Below are 22,387 nucleotides of genomic sequence, written 5' to 3' on the forward strand. Positions count from 1 at the left end.
CTCACTCGCCGTCGGATTGCCACAGCAGCGGATTCTGGCTGGCGCGTGCATAGCCTTCCTCGCCCAGCAGCAGGTCCAGCGCCAGCGTGCCAAGGTCATCAGCCACCGGTTCCAGCGACGGATCTTTTTCCAGATACAGGATCTTGCGGTAGCTGTGGCAGTGGTCGCAGGTTTCTGCACGTACCGCGCTCTCGCGCACCGCCTGGCCGGTATCGCCGTCGGCATCAGCCAGGGCGCGATAGGCGATGTCCTTGCCAGCGGCGCCACACTGGCTGCACTGCACGCGCACGTAGTGCCACTGGCAGGCGCACAACGAGCACGACAGGTAGCGGTAGGAGGCATAGGGCGGGCGGGCCTGCACCATGCTGGTCACCGGCAGGGTGCCGCACAGCGGGCACAGCCCTGGCGCATCGGCCAGCGGCTTCAGGTCGCTGGGGCGGAAGCTGGCCGCCAGTACTGCCCAATACACCTGCAACGCATTCATCACCAGCAGCGCAGCGACCGCGTCGACCGGGGGCGCGTCAGCGCGTTCCAGCACGGCGTGGGCCTGCGCATCCAGCCAGGTGTCGTCGGCGGCGGCGACGCGCAGCAATTCCTGCCGTGTTTCCGCCGGTAGCCCCGCTTCGTCGGCGCAGTGCCGGCACAGCGTGCGCAGCCAGTCGCGCCAGCGCCCGTCCAGATGAAGTGTGTTGGCGGGCCGCAACGGCATGCCGGCACTGGCGGCCGCGCTGGACTGCTGCGCGCGCGCGTGGTCCTGCAGCGCCTCGCGTTGCTGGGGTGTCAATTCCTCCAGCAGCGCCTGCTGTGCATCGGCCAATGCCGCCAGCAGCTGCAGGTAACCGCCGATGGCGCTGTGCGCGGCCAGGCTGCGCAGGCGCGCCGCGCGTGTGGCGAACAGCGACCCGGTATCAGGCAGGATGATGCGCGGCACGTCGCGCGAGGCGAGCGTCTCGATCTCACCGGGTTCAAGGATGCGTTGCGCCATGCAGGGCCAGCCAGAAGAACCAGCCTCCATCCTCGCCGTTGTCAGCGCTGGCGTCCAGCGCACTGTAGGCCATTTGAAATGGTCGGGGTCAGATCCGTTTTCCACAGGAAAACGGATCTGACCCCATCGGTTGTTGCCGTGTTCATCGTGTCGACCAAGGTCGACACCTACCAAAAGCACCGGGGAACTGTCGAAGGCGCCTCTGCAGGTGCAGGGCCGCAGGCCCTGCCGTTACCCCTCTTCCCGACGTCCGCGCAGGATGTCCCGGAACCATTGCCGGTGATGCTTGTACGCCCACCCATAGGTCACCTTGCCCTGGGTCATCGCCCGCACCGAGCCCTTGATCCAGAGCGCCGCATAGATGTGCACCACGATCGCGCACACCAGCACCCAACCGAACAACGCATGGGCCAGCACCGAGAAGCGGATCAGCCCGATCGGGAAGAGATGGCTGAAGTATTGCCGCCAGATCACGAAGCCGGTCAGCAGTAGTGCCGACAGGCAACCAATGATCGCCCAGAACAGGAGCTTCTGGCCGGCATTGAAGCGGCCCACCGGCGGCAGCTTCTCATCCTCGTTGCGCAGCACATCGCGCATGCCGCGCATCCATGCGCGATCGTCGGCCGTCGGCAGATTGTCGCGCCACATGCGGAACGCCAGAAACGCAAAGCCGACCACCATGGCCAGCCCGATGAACGGATGCAGGATGCGCGTCCACGGGCCGCCACCGAACAGCTGGGTCAGCGGAAACAGCGCGGGATGGAACAGTGCCAGCCCGGACAGCGCCGTCAGCACGAAGCAGATCGCCACGATCCAGTGATTGATGCGGGTCGGCGCGCGGTAGCGGATGATCTGCCGCGGGTGCGGGGCGTACTTCATGGCCGCTGCTCCTCTTCGATCCTCTTCGCCTCGTGTTCGGCTTCCTCTTCTTCCTCGTCATTGACCGTGTTGCGGCCGATGCCGATGTAATGCAGGAAGCCGGCGAAGGCGGTGGCGGCGATCGCCAGCACGCCCAGCGGCTTGGCCACGCCCTTCCAGACTTCCACCATCGGGCTGATCCGCGGGTCCTTGGGCAGGTCGGCATACAGCTCCGGCTTGTCCACATGCTGCAGCACGTACATCACGTGGGTGCCACCCACGCCCTGCGGGTCGTACAGGCCGGCGTTCCCGTAGCCGCGCGATTTCAGGTCTTCCACGCGGCCGGCCGCGTGCTCGGTCATCGCCTGCTTGCTGCCGAAGGTGATCGCCCCGGTCGGGCAGGTCTTCACGCAGGCCGGTTCCTGGCCCACCGCCACCCGGTCCGAACACAGTGTGCACTTGTAGGCCTTGTGGTCCTTCTTGGAAATGCGCGGCACGTCGAACGGGCAACCGGTCACGCAGTAGCCGCAGCCGATGCAGTTCTCTTCCTGGAAGTCGACGATGCCGTTGGCGTACTGGATGATCGCGCCCGGCGACGGGCAGGCCTTCAGGCAGCCCGGGTCGCTGCAGTGCATGCAGCCCTCCTTGCGGATCAACCACTCCAGCTTGCCCTTCTCGTCCTCGTACTCGCGGAACTTCATCACCGTCCACGACTGGTCGCTCAGGTCGGGCGGGTTGTCATAGCTGCCAACGCAGCTGCCGACCTCGTCGCGCAGGTCGTTCCATTCCATGCAGGCGACCTGGCAGGCCTTGCAGCCGATGCATTTGCTCACATCGATCAGCTTGGCGACCTGGCCGGTGTGCGCACCGCGCGCTTCCGGCGAGGGCGTGGTGGTGGCCGAGCGGCGGATGATGTCCAGCGATTGCAGTGACATGGCGTGTCTCCTACACCTTCTCGACCTTGACCAGGATGCACTTCGATTCGGGCGTCTGCGAGTTGCCGTCACCGATGGCGTTGGTCAGCGTATTGGCGATGTATCCGGGCTTGGCCGCACCGAGGAAGCCCCAGTGGATCGGCACGCCCACCTGGTGCACGGTCCGGCCATCGATCTGCAGGGCCTTGATGCGCTTGGTCACCATCGCCACCGCTTCGATGTGGCCACGCTTGGAACTGACCCGCACGCGGCTGCCGTTGCTGATGCCCAGCTCGTCGGCCAAGGCCGCGCCGATCTCGACGAACTGCTCGGGCTGGATGATGGCGTTCAACTTGCCGTGCTTGGTCCAGAAGTGGAAGTGCTCGGTCAGGCGGTAGGTGGTGGCCACATGCGGGAACTCGTCCGGCGAACCGATCTGTGCGCGATCGCTGGCGAATACGCGGGCGGCCGGGTTGTTCAGCGTCAGTGCCTGGCCGGGGCTGAGCGGATTGCTGCGCAGTGGCGTGTCGAATGGCTCGTAGTGCTCCGGGAACGGCCCTTCGGCCATGCCGGCCTTGGCGAAGAAGCGGGCGATGCCTTCCGGGTTCATGATGAACGGGCCCATCCCGCCGGCGGGATCTTCGTCGGCCTTGAAGTCCGGTACGTCCACGCTGCCCCAGTTCTTGCCGTTCCAGGCCAGCAGCGTGCGGCGCGGGTCGAACGGCTGGCCGGCCACGTCGCACGACGCGCGGTTGTACATCACGCGGCGATTGGCCGGCCACGCCCAGGCCCAGCCCAGCGTGTTGCCGATGCCGGTGGGGTCGCTGTTGTCACGCCGCGCCATCATGTTGCCGGTCGGGCCCCAGGCACCGATGTAGATCCAGCAGCCCGACGCGGTGCTGCCATCGTCGCGCAGGTCGCCGAATGCGGCCAGCTGCTCGCCGGCCTTGCGCACCAGCCTGGTCGGATCCTTCGGATCGAACACGTCGGCCAGCGCCCTGCCGTTGTATTCCATCGCCAGCTCTTCCGGCGTCGGCAGCTCCGGGTTGGAATACTTCCAGGCCAGGTCGCGCACCGGCTCCCACCACGCACCGCCGTCCTTCTCGTACATCGCCTTGATGCGATGGAACAGCTCGGACATGATCTCGATGTCGCTGCGCGCTTCACCCGGCGGATTGGCGCCCTTCCAGTGCCACTGCAGCCAGCGCGAGGAGTTCACCACCGCGCCGTTCTCCTCGGCGAAGGACGTGGTGGGCAGGCGGAATACTTCGGTCTGGATCGTGCTCGGGTCGACGTCGTTCAACGCGCCGTGGTTCTGCCAGAAGGCGATGGTCTCGGTTTCCAGCGGGTCCATGCTGACCATGAACTTCAGCTTGGAGAACGCGCTGATCAGCTTGCCCTTGTTAGGCGCCGAGGCCAGCGGGTTGAAACCCTGGCAGATGTAGCCGTGGATCTTGCCCTCGTTCATCAGCTCGTACGCCTGCAGCATGTCGTACGGCTTGTCGAGCTTGGGCAGGTAATCGAAGCACCAGTTGTTGTCGGCGGTGGCGGCATCGCCCCACCACGATTTCATCAGGCTGACGTGGAACTTCGGATAGTTCTGCCAGAACGACATCTGGTTGGCGCGCAGCGGCTTCTGCGTGCGCTTGGCGATGTAGGCGTCGTAGTCCTGCTCGTCCTGCCTCGGCAGCGTCAGGTAGCCGGGCAGCAGGTCGGACATCAGGCCGATGTCGGTCAGGCCCTGGATGTTGGAATGCCCGCGCAGCGCGTTCATGCCGCCACCGGCCACGCCGATGTTGCCCAGCAGCAGCTGCACCATGGTGCCGGCACGCACGTTCTGTGCGCCGATCGAGTGCTGCGTCCATCCCAGCGCGTACAGGATGGTCATCGCCTTGTCCTTGCCGGCGGTGGACGCGATCATGTCCCAGATCTGGCGGATGCTGTCGGCCGGCGTGCCGCAGATGCGCTCGACCATCTCCACGGTGTAGCGCGCGTAGTGTTGTTTCAGCAGGTTGTAGACGCAGCGCGGGTCCTTCAGCGTCGGGTCGCTGCGTACGTAGCCGTCGTCACCGTAGGCGTAGTCCCAGCTGGAACGGTCGTAGCTGCGCTTCTCTTCGTTGTAACCCGAATACAGGCCGTCCTTGAAGGCGAATTCGTCCTTCACCAGGAACGGCATGTCGGTGTAGTTCAGCACGTACTCGTGCTGGATGCGGTCCTCGGTCAGCAGGTAGTTGATCAGGCCGCCCAGGAACACGATATCGGTACCGGTGCGGATCGGCGCGTACACGTCGGCCACCGCGGCCGAGCGGTTGAAGCGCGGATCGACCACGATCAGCCGGGCCTTGTTGTGGGCCTTGGCCTCGGTCACCCATTTGAATCCGCACGGGTGTGCCTCGGCGGCATTGCCACCCATGATCAGGATCAGGTCGGCATTCTTGATGTCGACCCAGTGGTTCGTCATCGCACCACGGCCTAGCGTCGGGGCAAGACCTGCCACCGTCGGGCCGTGTCAGACACGTGCCTGGTTGTCGAATGCCAGCATGCCAAGGGAGCGGACGACCTTGTGGGTCAGCACCGCGGTTTCATTGCTGGTGGCCGAGGCCGCCAGCATGCCGGTGGTCAGCCAGCGGTTGACCGTCTGCCCGGCTTCGTTCTTCTGCACGAAGTTGGCATCGCGGTCTTCCTTCATCAGCCGCGCGATGCGGTCCAGCGCATCGTCCCAGCTCAGCCGCTTCCAATCGTTGGAGCCCGGTGCCCGGTACTCGGGGTAGAGCAGGCGCGACTTGCTGTGGATGATGTCGGCCAGGCCGGCGCCCTTCGGGCACAGCGTGCCGCGGTTGACCGGATGGTCCGGGTCACCCTCGATATGGAAGATGCTCGGCTCGGCGTTCTTGGCGCCGTCGCCGAGGCTGTACATCAGGATGCCGCAGGCCACCGAACAGTAGGTACAGGTGTTGCGGGTCTCGGTCGCGCGGGTCAGCTTGTACTGCCTGACCTCCGCGAGCGCGATGCCGGGCGCGAAGCCCATCAATGCCAGGCTGGAGCCGACCAGGGTTGTCCCGGTCACTTTCAGGAACTGGCGGCGGCTCATCGATGGCATGCCGTTCTCCTGGGATGGCGGGGAGGCACGGGCCTCCGGGCTGTCGTTGGGTACGGCCCGGTTATAGCACAGGCCCCCGCACGCCCATGTGGCACAAGGCCCGGCGCCGGCGGGGCGGGCGCGCAACGGGGCCGCTCTGGTAAAGTTGCGTGCCCGCCCCCCGGGGAAGCGTCTGCCGGGCCTGGTTCCAGGATGTTCCGCGCAGCCCCCGCCGTCCTGGCGCGATCCTCCGCGCCGGATCTGGAACACCGAGGAAAAATTTTGCGAAATCAACCAGTTGGGTTCCGCGCATGAGCGCCCCGTCGAAGCCGTCGGACGCCGTTGCGCGCGGCACGCTGTACATCGTTGCCGCCCCCTCCGGCGCCGGCAAGAGCAGCATCGTCAATGCCACCCTGGCGCGTGACCCGCAGATCGCGCTGTCGATCTCCTTCACCTCGCGCGCGATGCGCCCGGGGGAAGTGAACGGCCAGCACTACCATTTCGTCTCTGCGGAAAGGTTCGAAGAAATGATCGCCGCCGGCGACTTCTTCGAGCATGCGTGGGTGCACGGCGACTGGAAGGGCACGGCCCGGCAGTCGGTGGAGCCGCAGCTGGCCGCCGGCCAGGACGTGCTGCTGGAAATCGACTGGCAGGGCGCGCAGCAGGTGCGCCAGCTGGTGCCGGGCACGGTCACCGTGTTCATCCTGCCGCCGTCCAGGCAGGCCCTGCAGGATCGCATGCGCAAGCGCGGCCAGGACAGCGAGGCGGTCATCGCCCAGCGCCTGGGCGCGGCGCGCGATGAAATGCTGCACTTCAACGAGTTCGACTACGTCATCGTCAACGAGGTGTTCGACACCGCCGTGGACGAGTTGTGCGCCATCTTCACCGCCAGCCGCCTGCGCCGGGAGGCCCAGAAGGTCCGCCACGCCGGCCTGATCCAGGCCCTGCTGACTCCCGATCCGGGCGCAACTGACTGATTCCAAAAGAATCGGGTAGGGGTTGGCTTGATTTTGTCCAGCCCCTGCCAGTACACTCCGTCCCCTTTCCCTCATTCGACTGAGCGGCCGACCGGTCGCCGGGAGCCCGTATGGCCCGCATCACCGTAGAAGATTGCCTGGAAGTCGTTAACAACCGTTTCGAACTGGTCATGATGGCATCCAAGCGTGCCCGCCAGCTCGCCAACGGCGTGCAGGCCACGCTGGACAACAGCGAGACCGAGGACAAGCCGACCGTGCTGGCGCTGCGCGAAATCGCCGCCCGCAAGATCGACAACGCGCTGATCGACGAAGTCGAGAAGGCCGAGCGTGAGCGCGCCGAGCGCGAAGCGCTGGAGTGGGCTGCCGCCGAAGTGGTCGCTGACGAAGACATGTCCAAGAACGACGATTGATCGCATCGATCAACGTAATCGTTGGATACACCGAACAGCCCGCCCCGTGCGGGCTGTTTCGCATTCAGGATTTGCCGTAAACGTCGCGCTGGAATAGGCTGCGGGCATGAACCCAGGCCCCACTGCCAAGGTCGCCGCAGCCCCCACTGCCGCCGTACCCGACTACGTCCTCCAGCTTGAACGCGCCGCCCATTACCTGCCGCCGGAACAGCTGCCGCTGTTGCGCCGTGCCTGGGAAGTCGGAGCCTCCGCGCACGCTGGGCAGACGCGCAAGTCGGGTGAGCCCTATATCACCCACCCGGTGGCGGTGGCCCAGGTGCTGGCCGAGCTCGGCCTGGACGTGGAAGCGCTGATCGCCGCGATCCTGCACGACACCATCGAAGACACGCCGCTGACCCGCGAGGCGCTGGCCGCCGAGTTCGGCGAAGCCGTGGCCGAACTGGTCGACGGCGTCACCAAGCTGGACAAGCTGAAGTTCCGCGACCGCCAGGAGGCGGCCGCCGAGAGCTTCCGCAAGATGCTGCTGGCGATGTCGCGCGACCTGCGCGTGATCATGATCAAGCTGGCCGACCGCCTGCACAACATGCGCACGCTGGGTGCGCAGAGCCGCGAAGCGCGCGGCCGCATCGCCCGCGAGACGCTGGAGATCTACGCGCCCATCGCCCAGCGCCTGGGCATGAGCCTGGTCAAGAGCGAGCTGCAGAACCTCGGTTTCAAGGCGCTGTACCCGTGGCGCCACGCCATCATCGAGAAGCACATCCGCAGCCAGCCGGTGGTGCGCCGCGAAGCGATGGCGCAGGTGGAAGTGCAGCTGTCGCAGCGCCTGGCCAAGGAGGGGATCGAGCATCGGCTGATCAGCCGCATCAAGACCCCGTGGAGCATCTACAACAAGATGCGCGACGAGAACAAATCCTTCGACCAGGTGATGGATGTGTTCGGCTTCCGCCTGGTCGTGCGCAGCGTGCCCAGCTGCTACCACGCGCTGGGTTCGGTGCATGCCACCTTCAAGCCGCTGGATGGCCGTTTCCGCGACTTCATCGCCATTCCCAAGGCCAACGGTTACCAGTCGCTGCACACGGTGCTGTTCGGGCCGTATGGCTCGCCGATCGAAGTGCAGATCCGTACCGAGGAAATGGACCTGATCGCCGAACGCGGCGTGGCCGCGCACTGGACCTACAAGTTCGGCGGCGATTCGCCCAACAGCGCACAGAGCCGTGCCCACGCGTGGATCGTCGAGCTGATCGACTCGCAGCGTGCCGCCGGTTCCTCGCTGGAGTTCCTGGACAACGTCAAGGTCGACCTGTTCCCGGACGAGGTCTACCTGTTCACCCCGAAGGGCAAGATCCTGGCCCTGCCGCGCAATTCCACCGCGCTCGATTTCGCCTACGCCGTGCATACCGACGTCGGCAACATGGCGGTGGCCTCGCGCGTGGACAAGAAACTGGTGCCGTTGCGCACCAAGCTGGTGTCGGGGCAGTCGGTGGAGATCATCACCGCACGCTCGGCCACGCCGAAACCGCAGTGGCTGGAATTCGTGGTTACCAGCAAGGCGCGCACCGCCATCCGCCACCAGCTCAAGCAGCTGGAGCACGAGGATGCCGTGCAGCTGGGCCACCGCATGCTCGACCGTGCGCTGGAAGCGATGGATTCGTCGCTGGAGCGGCTGCCGAAGGGGCGCCTGGATGCGTTCCTGGCCGAACACCGCTTCCCGCGCCTGGAAGCCCTGCTGGCCGAGGTCGCACTGGGCAACTGGATGCCGACCCAGGCCGCGCAGGCGCTGATGGCCTACGCCGAACTGCGTGGCGGCCCGCATTCGCGCCACCACTCGCAGGAAAAGATCCTGATCAACGGCAGCGAGCGTGGCGTGGTCACCTTCGCCGGCTGCTGCCAGCCGATTCCCGGCGACGAGATCATGGGCTACCACACCGCCGGCAAGGGCATCGTGGTGCACCGCATGGACTGCCCGAACCTGGCCGAGCTGCGCAAGTCGCCCGAGCGCTGGGTGCCGATCGGCTGGGACACCACCGTCTCCGGCGACTACGACACCTCGCTGGTGGTGGAAGTGGAGAACGGCACCGGCGTGCTGGCACAGCTGGCCGCTGCCATCGCGCAGAGCCACTCCAACATCGAGCGCGTGGACTACCTGGATCGCGATTTCAACGCCGCCGTGCTGGCGTTCAACATCCAGGTGCGCGACCGCAACCACCTGGCCGAAGTGATGCGCCGCCTGCGCCGCCTGTCGGTCGTGCAGTCGGTACGCCGCCAGTAGGTCCACGCCATGCGTGGATGACGTTCCGCGCACACGACATACGGGGTCGGATCCGTTTCCCGCCGGGAAACGGATCCGACCCCCAGCCGATGCCGCGCCCACCCGGTACAATCACCGCTCTGTTTTCCCCCAAAGCACCGGAGCGACCCATGTCCCGCCAGATCATCAACACCGAAAAGGCCCCCGCCGCCATCGGCCCGTACTCGCAGGCCGTGCGCGCCGGCAACACCGTGTACTTCTCCGGCCAGATCCCGCTTGACCCGGCCACCGGCGACATCGTCGGCGCTGGCGACGTCGAAGCGCAGGCCCGTCGCGCCTTCGACAACCTCAAGGCCGTGGCCGAAGCCGCCGGCGGCTCGCTGGACAAGGTCGTGCGTCTGGGCCTGTACCTGACCGACCTGGGCGAGTTCGCCAAGGTCAACGCGGTCATGCAGGACTACTTCCAGGCCCCGTACCCGGCCCGTTCCACCATCGAAGTCTCCGGCCTGCCGAAGGGCGCCAGCTTCGAGGTCGACGCGGTGATGGTCATCGACTGACCACCACGTGGCACGCAAGGCGGCGGTCACCCCGGTCCTGTCACCGTCCGGCGAAGCATCCCTGGCGATGCTCGCCGGCGTCGGTCCGGCCGTGGCCGCCAAACTGCAGGCGCGTGGCCTGGCCACCCTGCAGGATCTCTGGCTTCACCTGCCCCTGCGCTATGAAGACCGGACCCGGCTGACCCGCATCGAAGACCTGCGCAACGGCGTGCCGGCGCAGGTGGAAGGGCGGGTGGTCGCGGTCGAGCGCGGCATGCGCTACCGGCCGATGCTGAAGGTCGCGGTGGAGGACGAAGGGCAGGGCACCCTGGTGCTGCGCTTCTTCCATTTCCGCCAGCAGCAGGTCGGCCAGTTCGCGGTCGGCAACCGGCTGCGCTGCTTCGGCACGCCCAAGCCCGGCCACCTCGGCCTGGAAATCGTCCATCCCAGCTACCAGGTGCTGGGCCGCAACGATGATCCCGAACTCGGCGACCGCCTCGACCCGGTGTATCCCACCGTCGAAGGCGTGGGCCCGATGACGATGCGCAAGCTGATCGGCCAGGCCCTGGATCGCCTGCCCGAGGAAAGCACGCTGGAACTGCTGCCCAGCGGTTGGCTCGATGGCCTGGGCCTGCCGTCGCTGCGCAGCGCGCTGCTGACCGTGCACCGGCCACCGCCGGATGCCGACCTCGCCGCGCTGGCCGCCGGCACCCACCCGGCGCAGCGCCGCCTGGCGATGGAAGAACTGCTGGCCCACCACCTCAGCCTGCGTCGCCAGCGCATTGCCTTGCAGGCACACCATGCGCCGCCGCTGGCTGGTCCTGGCAAGCTGGCCAAGGCGCTGCTGAAGCAGCTGCCGTTCGCGCTCACCGGCGCGCAGGCGCGCGTGTTCAAGCAGATCCGCGAAGACCTCGCGCGCCCCAGCCCGATGCTGCGGCTGGTGCAGGGCGACGTCGGTTCCGGCAAGACCGTGGTGGCCGCACTGGCGGCGATGCTGGCGGTGGAGCAGGGCAAGCAGGTCGCATTGGCAGCGCCCACCGAACTGCTGGCCGAACAGCATCTCAACAACCTGCGCGGCTGGCTGGAGCCGCTCGGTGTGCGTATCGCCTGGCTGGCCGGCAAGGTCACCGGCAAGGCGCGCGCCAAGGTGATGGCGCAGGTCGCCAGCGGCGAAGCGCAGGTGGTGGTCGGTACCCACGCGCTGATGCAGGAGGCGGTGGTGTTCCAGGATCTGGCCTTGGCCATCGTCGACGAACAGCACCGCTTCGGCGTGCACCAGCGCTTGGCGCTGCGCGACAAGGGCGCGGGTGGCAACAGCGTGCCGCACCAGCTGGTGATGACCGCCACGCCGATTCCGCGCACGCTGGCGATGTCCGAGTACGCGGACCTGGATGTGTCGGCCATCGATGAACTGCCACCGGGACGCACGCCGGTGCAGACCGTCGCCCTCAACAATGACCGCCGCCCGGAGCTGATCGAGCGCATCGCGCTGGCCTGCCAGGAAGGGCGGCAGGTGTACTGGGTGTGCACGCTCATCGAGGAAAGCGAAGAACTGGATGCCACCCCGGCGCAGGCCACCTACGAATCGCTGCAGGCACTGCTGCCCGGCGTTCGCGTGGGGCTGGTGCACGGACGCCTGAAAGCCGCCGAAAAGCTGGCGACGATGGTGGCGTTCAAGACCGGCGAGATCGACCTGCTGGTCGCGACCACGGTCATCGAAGTGGGCGTGGACGTACCCAATGCTTCGTTGATGGTGATCGAGAACGCCGAACGCCTCGGCCTGGCCCAGCTGCACCAGCTGCGCGGCCGCGTGGGGCGTGGTTCGGCGGTATCGCGCTGCGTGCTGCTGTACCAGGCTCCGCTTTCGCAGATGGCGCGTGAGCGCCTGCAGACCATGCGCGAAACCAACGATGGTTTCGTCATCGCCGAGAAGGATCTGGAACTGCGCGGCCCCGGCGAACTGCTGGGCACCCGCCAGACCGGCCTGGCCGGTTTCCGCATTGCAGACCTGGCCCGCGATGCCGGCCTGCTGCCCGGCGTGCATGACCTGGCCGAGCGACTGCTGGCCCAGCAGCCCGCGTTGGCCGATCGCGTGGTGCAGCGCTGGATCGGCACCGCCGTGCGCTACGCCTCGGCGTAAGTGGGGGGGGGCAGGCCCCTTTGCACAGCAAAGGGCTCTGACCCCATCCCCGGGACGCTCATCCACGCACGGCGTGGATCCACTGTAGAGCCGAGCCCACGCTCGGTTGCTGTGCGCGTTGCGCGCGGGAGTCGAGCATGGCTCGACTCTACAGAGAGCTCTTCCCCGCCATCCGCGGGAAACCCGTTTTCGGCGTTGCTGTTGAAGTTGTCGGCCAGCGGCCGGCACTACCGCGGGTGCAGGTCGCAGCCCTGCCGCCCCCCATACTTGCAACGGTCATCATCCCGGTCCACACTTCGTTGCCGATCTGAAGACGGCAACGATGACCCACAAGATCCCCCTGTTGATCGACACCGACCCCGGTGTAGACGACGCCCTGGCCCTGCTGATGGCCTTTGCCGATGAGCGGCATGACGTGGTCGCCCTGACCATCGCCGCCGGCAATGTCGGCCTGCAGTACACCGTCCGCAACGCCCTCAAGCTCTGCGACATCGTCGGCCGCACCGACGTGCCGGTGTTTGCCGGCAGCCCGGATCCGCTGCTGCATCCTTCCGTAGACGCTGCCCACGTGCATGGCCGTGATGGCTATGGCGACGTGGACCTGCCGCCGCCGAGCCGCCAGGCCGAAGCCGAGCATGCTGCGCTGGCCATCCTGCGCCTGTCGCACGCGCATGCCGGCGAACTGATGCTGGTGATGCTTGGCCCGCTGACCAACCTCGCGCTGGCACTGAAGCTGGACCCGACCCTGCCCCAGCGCATCAAGCGCATCGTGGTGATGGGCGGCGCGGTCACCTGCCACGGCAACATCACCCCGGCGGCCGAATTCAACATCGCCTTCGATCCGGAAGCGGCGCATGTGGTGTTCACCTCGTTCAAGCACCTGCTGGTGTCGGACTGGGAGGCCACCGTCGCCCACGGCCTGCCGCTGGAAGAAGCCGAGAAGTGGCTGCAGGCCGACTCCGATCGTGCCCGCTTCTACGAGCTGATCTCGCGCAAGACCCGTGGCCTGTCCGAAGACAGCAAGGGTGGCCGCTGGTACACCGCCGACGCGGTTGCCATGGCCTGGGCACTGAACCCGGAAGGGCAGCTGCGGGTCGAGTCGCGTCCGCTGAACGTGGAGCTGAATGGCACGTTCAGCCGCGGCGCCACCATCGTCGACTGGAACCGCCAGACCGGCCAGCCGGACAACTGCGATCTGCTGATGGCCTACGACCAGCAGCGTTTCGAGGCCCTGGTACGCCAGGCCCTGGGCGCGAACTGAAGCCGATTGACCGGCACCGGTTGCCCCGGGCGGCAACCGGTGCTTATAATGCCGCTCTTGACCACCAGCCCATTTACGGTGTGAGCCCATGAAGGCCGATATCCATCCGAACTACCGCGACGTCGTCTTCCATGACGTCACCTCCGATTTCAAGATCCTGACCCGCTCGACCATGGCGACGAAGGAAACCATCAAGTGGGAAGACGGCAACGACTACCCGCTGGTGAAGGTTGAAATTTCCTCGGCTTCGCACCCGTTCTACACGGGCAAGCACAAGGTCATCGACACCTCGGGCCGTATCGACAAGTTCCAGAAGCGCTACGCGCGCTGATCTGTCGATCCAGCTTCGAACCGACGGCCGCGCTCTGCGCGGCCGTTTGTTTTTCCCCAACGCCTACCCAACGGGCGTTTGGATGGACAGAACACTGCGTTCGTGTGACAACGCTTTTGCCGATCCGGGCCGCTTGCTGGCCGGGTTCTGGCCGCCTGCCGTCTACGACTTCTGTCTAGCGCCGGGCAAATGCTGCTGTGCGATAATGGCATGATCCCCGGCACAGGCCGAGGACGTCATTCACGTGCCTGACCAATGCGCTTGGGCAGGCGCCTTCCCATGAAGGAGCGCACACAGTGTCCGATCTTGATCAGGTCACGCTCAACGCCGGCGATAAGTCCGTCGTTCTGCCCGTCATCAAACCCACCCTTGGCAACGACTGCGTCGACATCGCGAAGCTGACCAAGGAAACGGGGTTCTTCACCTACGATTCCGGCTTCACCGCGACGGCCAGCTGCAAGTCCGCCATCACTTACATCGACGGCGACAAGGGCGTGCTGCTGTATCGCGGCTACCCGATCGAGCAGCTGTCGGAAAAGTCGAGCTACGTCGAAGTGGCCTACCTGCTGATCAACGGCGAGCGCCCGAGCGCCGAGCAGCTGAAGGCCTTCACCGATGAGCTGACTGCCGAAGCCAATGTCGACGACTCGATCAACACCCTGATCGGCAGCTTCGCCAAGGACGCCCACCCGATGGCCATCCTGGCTGCTGCGATCGCGCAGCTGTCGGCCATCTACCACGACGCGCTGGACCTGTCCGACGCCGAACAGCGCCGCCAGGCCGCCGTGCGCCTGATCGCCAAGGTGCCGACCCTGTCGGCGCTGATCTACCGCCATGGCAAGGGCCTGCCGGCCAACAAGCCGGACACCTCGCTGGACTATGTCAGTCGCTTCCTGAAGCAGACCTTCGAGTCGGCTGACGGCCAGTACGATCTGAACCCGGATGTGGTCAAGGCGTTGGACCTGCTGTTCATCCTGCACGCCGACCACGAGCAGAACGCCTCGACCTCGACCGTGCGCCTGGTCGGTTCGACCGGTGCCAACCCGTACGCGTCGGTCGCCGCTGGCGTCACCGCGCTGTGGGGTCCGGCCCACGGCGGTGCCAACGAAGCCGTGCTGAAGATGCTGGAAGAGATCGGCAGCGCCGACAACGTCGAGTCCGCCGTGGTCAAGGCCAAGGACAAGACCTCCGGCTTCCGCCTGATGGGCTTCGGCCACCGCGTCTACAAGAACTTCGACCCGCGCGCCAAGGTCATCGGCGAGATGACCAGCAAGGTGCTCAAGCAGCTGGGCGTGCAGGATCCGCTGCTGGACGTGGCCGTGAAGCTGGAACAGGCCGCGCTGCAGGACGAGTACTTCGTCGCGCGCAAGCTGTACCCGAACGTCGATTTCTACAGCGGCATCATCTACAAGGCGCTGCAGATCCCGACCGAAATGTTCACCGTCATGTTCGCCCTGGGCCGTACCTCCGGCTGGGTCTCGCATTGGCTGGAACAGCAGGTCGATCCGGAAATGAAGATCGGCCGTCCGCGCCAGGTCTACACCGGCAGCGACGTGCGCGACTACCAGGGCTGATCGCCCCGCGTAGGTTGTGCCGAGAACGCCCCGCATGCGCGGGGCGTTTTTTTTCTGCCGCCCTGGTGGGTGCCAACCAAGGTTGGCACGCTTTCGACACTCGCGAAAAACCATCCACGCATGGCGTGGATCCACTTGTTCCCGCCCCTGGTTGGCACGCTCCCCATCCACGCGTGGCATGGATTTACCGCGTTCCCGCCTTGGTAGGTGCCAACCTTGGTTGGCATGCTCTTCAACGCGCCAAGACCGCGTGATTCAGGGGTCTCATCAGCTTCACAAGCGCTCGCGCAGCCTCAGGACGCCAGCTGCATCCGCAGCACCTGAAATGGAGCGTCCATCCCGATGAGTACCCGATTCGACCCACCCGAGCGCGGCCCGCTCGGCGCTGACGTCGCCGCTGTCGTCACTGCCCCCATCGTTCCGCCCGCCAGCGAAAGCGCGGTGTCGTGGGGAGCCATCTTCGCTGGCGCCGCCGCCGCCGCTGCGCTCTCTCTCATCCTGCTGATCCTCGGCGTGGGCCTGGGGTTGTCGTCGGTGTCGCCCTGGTCGTTCGAAGGCGTCAGCAAGGAAACCTTCGGCTGGTCCAGCATCGCCTGGCTCACCTTCACCGCGCTGGCCGCTTCCGGCCTGGGTGGCTATCTGGCGGGTCGCCTGCGTACCAAGTGGACGCAGATCCACGGCGACGAAACCTACTTCCGCGACACCGCGCACGGCTTCGTGTCGTGGGCGGTGGCCACGCTGCTGACCGCGGGCCTGCTGACGTCGGCCATCGGTGGCGTGCTGGGTGCGGGCGCAAAGGTGGCCGGCGCCACTGCCGGTGCCGCTGCGTCCACCGTCGGCGTGGCTGCAGCCGGTGCCAGCGGCGCTGTGGCGGCTGCGCCGGAAGGCGACCTCGACTATTGGGTGGATGCGCTGTTCCGCAGCACGACCCACGCAGGGCCGGCCGATCCCGCAGCGCCGCCGCCGGGCGCACCGATGGACCCGGATGCCGCGCCACCGCCGGCAGCGGGCGCCGGTCCGCGCGACGCGCGCATGGCCCCACCGCCGCGACCGGCGCCGGGCAACGGTCCGATCGGCGATCGCCGCGAAGTGCGTGCCGAAGTGAACCGCATCATCGTCAACAGCCTGCAGGGGGAAGGCCTGGATCCGGCCGATACCCAGTATCTGTCACAGCTGATCGCGCGCGATACCGGGATGAGCCCGGCTGAAGCGCAGGCCCGCGTGACCGATGTGCAGACGCGCATGCGTGCAGCGCTGCAGAAGGCCAGGAATACCGCCAAGCAGGCTGCCGACGATGCGCGGAAGGCGACCGCCTACGCCGCATTGTGGCTCTTCATCACCCTGCTGATCGGCGCGTTCTTCGCCAGCCTCAGCGCCACCTGGGGCGGCCGCCGCCGCGACCTGTAATCCACCCTTCCATGCAAGGAGACCTGCCATGAAGATGATTCTGCTCTGGTTGCTGGGCGTGCCGATTCCGCTGCTGATCCTGTACGCGATCTTCTTCTGATCGCGCACCACCGCGCCGTGTCATCGGGCCGCCGAAAGGCGGCCTGATGCCATCCCGCAGATCCACGCCACGCGTGGATGCCCCACAGTAGAGTCGAGCCATGCCCGACTCTACAAACGCAATGCAATGAGGTTTATTGCATTCAAACAGTGAGGGAAATTGCATAACCCTCAAACATAGAGCGCCTTCAAAAATTCTCCTTAACGTTCAACGTTTTAGGAATGCTTGAATGGCCTGCATGGCAATGGATTTCTAACATTCTCTCCGTCGCCCGCACCCATCCCCGCGGGCGGCGCTTCCCTCCCTTTTCTCCTTGGGGAGGGGAGCTTTCAAATTCCCCCTTGTCCGAGAGAGACAATCATGCACGCCATTATCAAGAAGGCCGCGCTCGCTGCAGCGCTGGCCACTGCTTCACTGTCCGCGCACGCTGTTGAAACCAGGATCTCCGTCTACGCCGACGTCGATCCGACCCTGGCGCTGCTGCGCGATGACGGCACCCCGCTGCCGGACCTGGTCACGCTGACCCACGATCCGCTGCGCGGCCTGATTCCGGACACCCAGCGCGTCCGCATCCACTCCAACGATGAAGCCGCCGATATCGAGGCCCGTATCGACGGTCCATTCGTGCTGGCCAACGAGACCGGCGCCGTCACCGTGCCGATGACCATCAGCCTCAACAACCGCGCACTGGGTACCACTGCCATCGAGTACAAGGCGGCTGATCTGTTCACCGGCGCCGGCTCCACTCCGGGCGCCTCGATTTCGATGCCGTTGACCATTGCCCAGACCACGCCGGCGCCGATTGCCACCAAGGGCCGCTACGCCGGCATCGTCAGCGTCGTGTTGAACCAGAAGGCCACCACGCCGTAATCCCCGCGCGCCGGTCCGCACGCCGGGCCGGCCGCTTCTACAGCGGTACCCCCATGATTCGACACGCCCCCGCCGTCACTCGGCTGGCGGTCGCGCTCGCCCTGGCAATGGTTGCTCCCTTGGTGGCGGCCCGCGGCGTGCCCGCCGGTTTCGAGGATCTGGTCGATGGCCAGACCGAACAACTCGACATCCAGCTGTTCGGCCGCTCGGCCGGGCTGTCGCCGGTGCGCGTGACCCTGGAGCACGTGCAGCTGGAAGATCCTGCGCGCGTGCTGCAGGCGCTGGCCCTGCCTGCCGAAGCACAGGCCGCGTTGCTACCGGCGCTGTCGCAACCGTTGCCGCGCAACAGTCACCTGGCCTGCCGCTTTGGTGGCGCCACGGCGGGGTGCGGCTATCTGGACCCGCCCGAAGAGCCCACCGCGGCGCGCGCGCTGTACGACGAAGGCGAGGGCGCCGTGCGCCTGTTCGTGGCGCGGCAGTGGATTCCCGGCGAGCCGGCAGCGGAGCGTTACCACAAGGTCACGGCCAATGCCGAGAACGCCTTCCTGCACCAGCAGACGCTCAATGTGAGCGGTGGTCGCGATTACCAGGCACTGTCCGCGCGCGGCGTGGGCACGCTGGGCCTGTTCGACCGCGGTCATCTGTCCGCCGAGTGGTACTACACCCAGCAACGCTACCGCAGCCGAAGTGACGACGACTTCCAGTTCGACAACGTCTATTACCGCCATGACCTGGGCCAGGCGCATTACCTGCAGCTCGGGCGCATGGATCGCCGCAACCTGTCCAGCCCGCAGGGTGGCACCTTCAGTTTCAGCATGCTGCCGCTGGACCGTTTCCAGGGCGCGCGCGTGGGTACCACCCAGGCCTATGTGGACACCGATGCCGCCGTGCAGGCCACGCCGCTGACGGTGCTGCTGGCGCGCGACGCTCGCGTCGATGTGTTCGATGGCGAGCGGCTGCTGCAGACCTTCTACCTGCAGGCCGGCATCAACCAGATCGACACCCGCAATTTCCCGTTCGGCAACTACCTGGTGCGCATGCGCATCTACGAGGACGGTGTGCTGGTGCGCACCGAGGAGGCGCCGTTCGACAAGGGCGGCGACTGGACCAACAGCCAGTGGCAGTGGTTCGTGCAGGGCGGCCGCCGCAACGAGCGACGCAGCGATCGTTTCGACGGTGAGTCGGTTGCGGTGGCGGGCGTACGCGTGCCGCTGGGCCGCGATGCCGCACTTACCGCGGGTGCCGCCAACCTCGGCGGCCACAGCTACGGCGAGCTGCGCCTGGACCTGCGCCGCGTGCTGGCCACCCAGGAAATGCGCGCCTCGCTCAGCGGCATGCGTGGAAGCGATGGCAGCAATGGTCAGCAGCACCAGCTGTCATACCGGCGCAAGGCGTCGTGGAATCTTTACCAGCAGCGCATGCGCGGCAAGGCCTGCCAGTTCGAGGCCGATGCACGCGACCAGCTGGGCTGCACCAACTCACTCAGCGGCTCGGTATCGCTGCCGCTGGCCGGCGGCAACGTCTACGTGGGCTACACCCGGCGCCAGACCTGGCGCACCGGCTGGCATCGGCCTGAATTCGAGCAGGACCCGTTGTTCGGGCTGGATCCCTTGCTGCCGCCCGGTCCGCTGGAGCCGCGCCGCGAGCCCGTGCTCAGCCGGACCTGGCAGGCCAGCTTCAGCCGCAGCCACCGCTGGCAGGACTTCAGCGTGTCCACGCGCGTGGGGCTATGGCAGCAGCGCAGCACCGACAGCGTGCGCGGCAGCAACGAGCGTGACCGTGGCATCTACTTCAACCTCAGCCTGACCCGCCTGCAGCGTAACCATGACAGCAGCGGCCAGCGCCGCTACGCGGTGGACGTGCGCCAGCCGCAGCATCAGCGCCCGGCCATCGACTACAGCGTGGGCCAGAGCCTGCGCCAGGACCGGGACACGTACTATCGGGAGCTGAACGCCGAACTGCGCGCCAACAACAACGATCGCTACAGCGCGTCACTGAGTGGCCAGCTGCAGAACGGCATCGGCAACACCACCGCCAGCATCGCGCACTATCAGCAGCGGGGGCGTGGCGAGACCGGCTACAGCGGCAGCCACAGCTCCGGCTTCGCACTGGGCCGTCGTGGTTTCTACTGGAGCGGTGCCAACGGCGCCGAGGCCGGCTTGGCCGTGCAGGTGGACGGTTTCGACGATGCCGACCTGCATGGCGTGGCCGCGGAATTGCAGGTGGGTGGGCTGCGCCGACAGCGTCTGCAGATCGGCGAGCGCCGGCTGCTGCCGCTGCAGGCCTATCAGTCGCAGCGCGCCGAAGTGCAGGATGCCAGCACGCTGGACAGCATCGCCGCGATCCGCGTGACCGGCGTGGGCGGTGCACGGCCGATGTTCCTCACGCCCGGCAAGCTGATGCGCATGCCAGTGCCGATCGAAGTGACCTACACCTTCATCGGCAACGCCAAGGACCTTGCGGGGGCGCCCCTGGGCGGCGCCCGCATCCTCAATGCGCCGGTGCCCGGCACCAGCGCCAACGGCAGCTTCGTTGCCGATTTCCCGCGCCGCGAAACAACGCTGTACCTGCTGCAGGACGACCGTCTGCTGCATTGCCCGTTGCAGGTGCGCGAGCGCCGCCAGGTGGTGCTGCTGGTCGGCGCCGTGCACTGCGAGCCGCTGGCCGTGGCCCAGCTGCCCCCCGAGATCCGCCAGCAGGCCCGCGTGACCCGCCTGCTGCAGGAACGCGCGTTGATCGCCGCCACGCCCCAGACCGCTGCTGCAGGAGGTGCGCCATGAGCCGGCGTTGGATGTGTGTGTTGATGCTGGTGTGTGCGCTGGTTCTGGTGATGCCACGGGCGTGGGCGCAGTGGCCGCCGGAGACGCATCCGACGGACCAGAGCCGGGACATCGTGATGAGCTGGGATCGCTCGGCGGTGCCGGGTGATGTGGAGCTGTGGGCGCCGCGGACGGTGCTGGGGTTCAGTCACGATCTGGCGATGAAGTATGGGCAGATCCATGTGGTTTGTGGGTCTGCTTCTGATAGTGAGTTTGGGCGGTGCCCGACGGAAAGTGAGCCGACCATGTCAGGGGGCACAACAGAGATTGCGTTGCGTCTCGTTGAGCTGAGGACTGGCCTGCAAACGGAGATTCGTGCGGTGGGAAGCTTGCAGCGGGCGATGTCGGGCTATCGCTGCGCTAGCGATCTCTGGGACAGTGACAAGCGCATTCTGAACGGATCATTCTGGTTCACCTGTGGCATAGGTAGCGGGGCAGATCAGCCGCTCGGAACCGGCGTCGAGATGATCCTGCCTCAACGCGAAATTTCGCGTCTCGTCGCAGGCCACTGGAAGGCCACGATGCGCCTGAACATCAAGGCCGATCCTGCTGCAGCACCCGTCGCCACAGCCACCTTCAACTTCGACTTCACCGTCACCGACTACGACGCGATCTCGATCTACTTCCCCGGCTTCGACGGCATCGCACCGCTGGTCAACATGGACCTGCGCTACGACCCCATCCGCAAGATGGTCGGCGGCTACAAGGAAGTGGACATGTGCCTGTACGACGGCGTGGGCTCGCAGAGCGAGTTCCTCGGCGTCACCGTGCGCGACAGCGGTCCACGGCCCCCGCCCGGAAGGGACTTCGCGGTCTGGCACGGGGACGGTGGCAGCGATGACACCCAGCGCCTCGACTACCAGGTCAGCCTGAAATACGGCGGCAACCGTCTGGCGATGAAGAACGGCGAAGAACAGCTGCTACGCGGTATCGACAGCGCGCAGTTGCGGCTGGTGATGCTGCCGGGCATCAGCCAACCCGTGTACTGCGTGCCCACGCCGCTGGTGCTGGAAACGCCGCCTACGCCCATCGCCAGCAAGCGGCCCGGTCTCTACGACGGCGAGTTGACGGTAGAGCTGCGCGTGCCGACCGCCAAACCCTGATCCCCACGGAGCCTCATCATGAAGAAGCTGCTGTTCTGCCTGTTGCCGCTGAGTGCGCTGCTGGCCCCGCCGGCGCATGCCAACCTCTCCATCCATCCGATGCGCGCGGCCGTCGATGGCAAGCGCGGTACGCAGATCCGCGTCTACTCGCACTCCACCCAGCCGCAGTACGTGCAGGCACGCCTGTTGCGCATCTCGAATCCTGCCCAGGTTGGCGAGGAAGAGGTGGAAATGGAGGCGGCCGATGCCGCGGTCGCCATCACCCCTGGGAAGTTCGCACTGAGTGGCGGAGGCAATCGCCTGATCCGGGTCATTCCGCTGCGTACTGTCGAGAAGGAAGCGGCCTACCGCGTCTATTTCGAGGGGGTCAGGGGCCCGGACGGGACCCTTCTCGAAGATGACGAGCAGGCTGCCCAAGCCAACGTCGGCGTCAGCCTGGTCTGGGGTGCGCTGGTGAACGTGCTGCCCACCAACGGCAGCGTGGATCTGCAACTGCAGGGCGACACCCTGCGCAATGTGGGGACCCTGCGGGTCGGCATCACCGGGCTGGCCGAATGCAGCGCCAGTGGTGCCTGTACGACCCACGACTTTGCCAAAAGCCTGTACCCGGACGCGGAGCTGAAGCTGCCGTTCCAGCCTCAACCGGGCAATACCGTGCAGCTGCATTACCGCCTGTCCAAGGACGGCTACCGCGAGCACGTAACCACCCTGGCGCCGAGCGCCTGATCGTTCTGGCCCCGCACTATTCGCGGGGCCTCATTTCCGAAGTCCTGTT

The 22,387-nt window shown here is 66.4% G+C and carries 17 protein-coding genes; 13 read left to right on the top strand and 4 right to left on the bottom strand.

Annotated features, from left to right (window positions below; translation table 11 throughout):
- Position 1: 1 nt before the first annotated feature.
- From fdhE to fdnG, 4 genes are all read right to left on the bottom strand, one after another.
- The gene (gene fdhE, locus ACUVWL_RS00570) at positions 2-985 is read right to left on the bottom strand and encodes a formate dehydrogenase accessory protein FdhE (protein WP_032956068.1); all 984 of its coding nucleotides are present in this window, start codon (positions 983-985) and stop codon (positions 2-4) included.
- A 231-nt stretch (positions 986-1,216) separates the two neighbouring features.
- Complete coding sequence (locus ACUVWL_RS00575) at positions 1,217-1,864, bottom strand: formate dehydrogenase subunit gamma (protein WP_049440476.1); 648 nt, start codon at positions 1,862-1,864, stop codon at positions 1,217-1,219.
- Positions 1,861-2,778 (bottom strand): formate dehydrogenase subunit beta, encoded by a 918-nt coding sequence (fdxH, locus tag ACUVWL_RS00580; RefSeq protein WP_049440473.1) that lies wholly within the window; start codon positions 2,776-2,778, stop codon positions 1,861-1,863. Before fdxH ends, ACUVWL_RS00575 begins: the two co-directional genes overlap by 4 nt.
- A 10-nt stretch (positions 2,779-2,788) precedes the next feature.
- Positions 2,789-5,857 carry a formate dehydrogenase-N subunit alpha gene (fdnG, locus tag ACUVWL_RS00585; protein ID WP_445978738.1) on the bottom strand — a complete coding sequence of 1,023 codons (3,069 nt, stop codon included), beginning with the start codon at positions 5,855-5,857 and terminating at the stop codon, positions 2,789-2,791.
- Positions 5,858-6,147: 290 nt separating this feature from the next.
- Here fdnG and gmk point away from each other — a divergent pair, with 290 nt between their 5' ends.
- From gmk to ACUVWL_RS00650, 13 genes are all read left to right on the top strand, one after another.
- Entirely contained in the window at positions 6,148-6,813 is a 666-nt protein-coding gene (gene gmk / locus ACUVWL_RS00590; protein ID WP_014648271.1) for a guanylate kinase, read from the top strand.
- A 110-nt stretch (positions 6,814-6,923) separates the two neighbouring features.
- Positions 6,924-7,223, top strand: coding sequence for a DNA-directed RNA polymerase subunit omega (rpoZ, locus tag ACUVWL_RS00595; RefSeq protein ID WP_005410877.1), 300 nt, complete (start codon positions 6,924-6,926; stop codon positions 7,221-7,223).
- 106 nt (positions 7,224-7,329) lie between these two features.
- Positions 7,330-9,492: a RelA/SpoT family protein gene (locus ACUVWL_RS00600; RefSeq protein WP_005418955.1), complete on the top strand. Its 2,163-nt coding sequence runs from the start codon at positions 7,330-7,332 to the stop codon at positions 9,490-9,492.
- Between the two features lie 149 nt (positions 9,493-9,641).
- Positions 9,642-10,028 carry a RidA family protein gene (locus tag ACUVWL_RS00605; RefSeq protein ID WP_005418954.1) on the top strand — a complete coding sequence of 129 codons (387 nt, stop codon included), beginning with the start codon at positions 9,642-9,644 and terminating at the stop codon, positions 10,026-10,028.
- 67 nt (positions 10,029-10,095) lie between these two features.
- The gene (gene recG / locus ACUVWL_RS00610; RefSeq protein ID WP_445979153.1) at positions 10,096-12,147 is read left to right on the top strand and encodes an ATP-dependent DNA helicase RecG; all 2,052 of its coding nucleotides are present in this window, start codon (positions 10,096-10,098) and stop codon (positions 12,145-12,147) included.
- Positions 12,148-12,469: 322 nt separating this feature from the next.
- The gene (locus tag ACUVWL_RS00615) at positions 12,470-13,408 is read left to right on the top strand and encodes a nucleoside hydrolase (protein WP_180835297.1); all 939 of its coding nucleotides are present in this window, start codon (positions 12,470-12,472) and stop codon (positions 13,406-13,408) included.
- 88 nt (positions 13,409-13,496) lie between these two features.
- Positions 13,497-13,739 carry a type B 50S ribosomal protein L31 gene (locus ACUVWL_RS00620; protein ID WP_010484049.1) on the top strand — a complete coding sequence of 81 codons (243 nt, stop codon included), beginning with the start codon at positions 13,497-13,499 and terminating at the stop codon, positions 13,737-13,739.
- A gap of 296 nt (positions 13,740-14,035) precedes the next feature.
- Positions 14,036-15,313, top strand: a complete 1,278-nt coding sequence (locus ACUVWL_RS00625) for a citrate synthase (protein WP_014648268.1) — start codon at positions 14,036-14,038, stop codon at positions 15,311-15,313.
- A 342-nt stretch (positions 15,314-15,655) separates the two neighbouring features.
- Entirely contained in the window at positions 15,656-16,720 is a 1,065-nt protein-coding gene (locus ACUVWL_RS00630; RefSeq protein WP_445978739.1) for a hypothetical protein, read from the top strand.
- 460 nt (positions 16,721-17,180) lie between these two features.
- The gene (locus ACUVWL_RS00635) at positions 17,181-17,690 is read left to right on the top strand and encodes a CS1 type fimbrial major subunit (protein ID WP_111206035.1); all 510 of its coding nucleotides are present in this window, start codon (positions 17,181-17,183) and stop codon (positions 17,688-17,690) included.
- Between the two features lie 53 nt (positions 17,691-17,743).
- On the top strand, positions 17,744-20,470 hold the full coding sequence (locus ACUVWL_RS00640) for a TcfC E-set like domain-containing protein (RefSeq protein ID WP_445978740.1): 2,727 nt from the start codon (positions 17,744-17,746) through the stop codon (positions 20,468-20,470).
- A complete protein-coding gene (locus ACUVWL_RS00645; protein ID WP_445978741.1) occupies positions 20,467-21,612 on the top strand; it encodes a CfaE/CblD family pilus tip adhesin in 1,146 nt (381 codons plus the stop codon). The genes ACUVWL_RS00640 and ACUVWL_RS00645 overlap by 4 nt, the downstream gene beginning before the upstream one ends.
- Positions 21,613-21,630: 18 nt before the next feature.
- The gene (locus tag ACUVWL_RS00650; RefSeq protein WP_445978742.1) at positions 21,631-22,338 is read left to right on the top strand and encodes a pilus assembly protein; all 708 of its coding nucleotides are present in this window, start codon (positions 21,631-21,633) and stop codon (positions 22,336-22,338) included.
- Positions 22,339-22,387: the final 49 nt, after the last annotated feature.

The organism is Stenotrophomonas muris (assembly GCF_052751275.1).

Coding starts and splice junctions, on each gene's coding strand:
- fdhE (WP_032956068.1), bottom strand. CDS start 985: ATGGCGCAACGCATCCTTGAACCCGGTGAGATCGAGACGCTCGCCTCG.
- ACUVWL_RS00575 (WP_049440476.1), bottom strand. CDS start 1,864: ATGAAGTACGCCCCGCACCCGCGGCAGATCATCCGCTACCGCGCGCCG.
- fdxH (WP_049440473.1), bottom strand. CDS start 2,778: ATGTCACTGCAATCGCTGGACATCATCCGCCGCTCGGCCACCACCACG.
- gmk (WP_014648271.1), top strand. CDS start 6,148: ATGAGCGCCCCGTCGAAGCCGTCGGACGCCGTTGCGCGCGGCACGCTG.
- rpoZ (WP_005410877.1), top strand. CDS start 6,924: ATGGCCCGCATCACCGTAGAAGATTGCCTGGAAGTCGTTAACAACCGT.
- ACUVWL_RS00600 (WP_005418955.1), top strand. CDS start 7,330: ATGAACCCAGGCCCCACTGCCAAGGTCGCCGCAGCCCCCACTGCCGCC.
- ACUVWL_RS00605 (WP_005418954.1), top strand. CDS start 9,642: ATGTCCCGCCAGATCATCAACACCGAAAAGGCCCCCGCCGCCATCGGC.
- recG (WP_445979153.1), top strand. CDS start 10,096: ATGCTCGCCGGCGTCGGTCCGGCCGTGGCCGCCAAACTGCAGGCGCGT.
- ACUVWL_RS00615 (WP_180835297.1), top strand. CDS start 12,470: ATGACCCACAAGATCCCCCTGTTGATCGACACCGACCCCGGTGTAGAC.
- ACUVWL_RS00620 (WP_010484049.1), top strand. CDS start 13,497: ATGAAGGCCGATATCCATCCGAACTACCGCGACGTCGTCTTCCATGAC.
- ACUVWL_RS00630 (WP_445978739.1), top strand. CDS start 15,656: ATGAGTACCCGATTCGACCCACCCGAGCGCGGCCCGCTCGGCGCTGAC.
- ACUVWL_RS00635 (WP_111206035.1), top strand. CDS start 17,181: ATGCACGCCATTATCAAGAAGGCCGCGCTCGCTGCAGCGCTGGCCACT.
- ACUVWL_RS00640 (WP_445978740.1), top strand. CDS start 17,744: ATGATTCGACACGCCCCCGCCGTCACTCGGCTGGCGGTCGCGCTCGCC.
- ACUVWL_RS00645 (WP_445978741.1), top strand. CDS start 20,467: ATGAGCCGGCGTTGGATGTGTGTGTTGATGCTGGTGTGTGCGCTGGTT.
- ACUVWL_RS00650 (WP_445978742.1), top strand. CDS start 21,631: ATGAAGAAGCTGCTGTTCTGCCTGTTGCCGCTGAGTGCGCTGCTGGCC.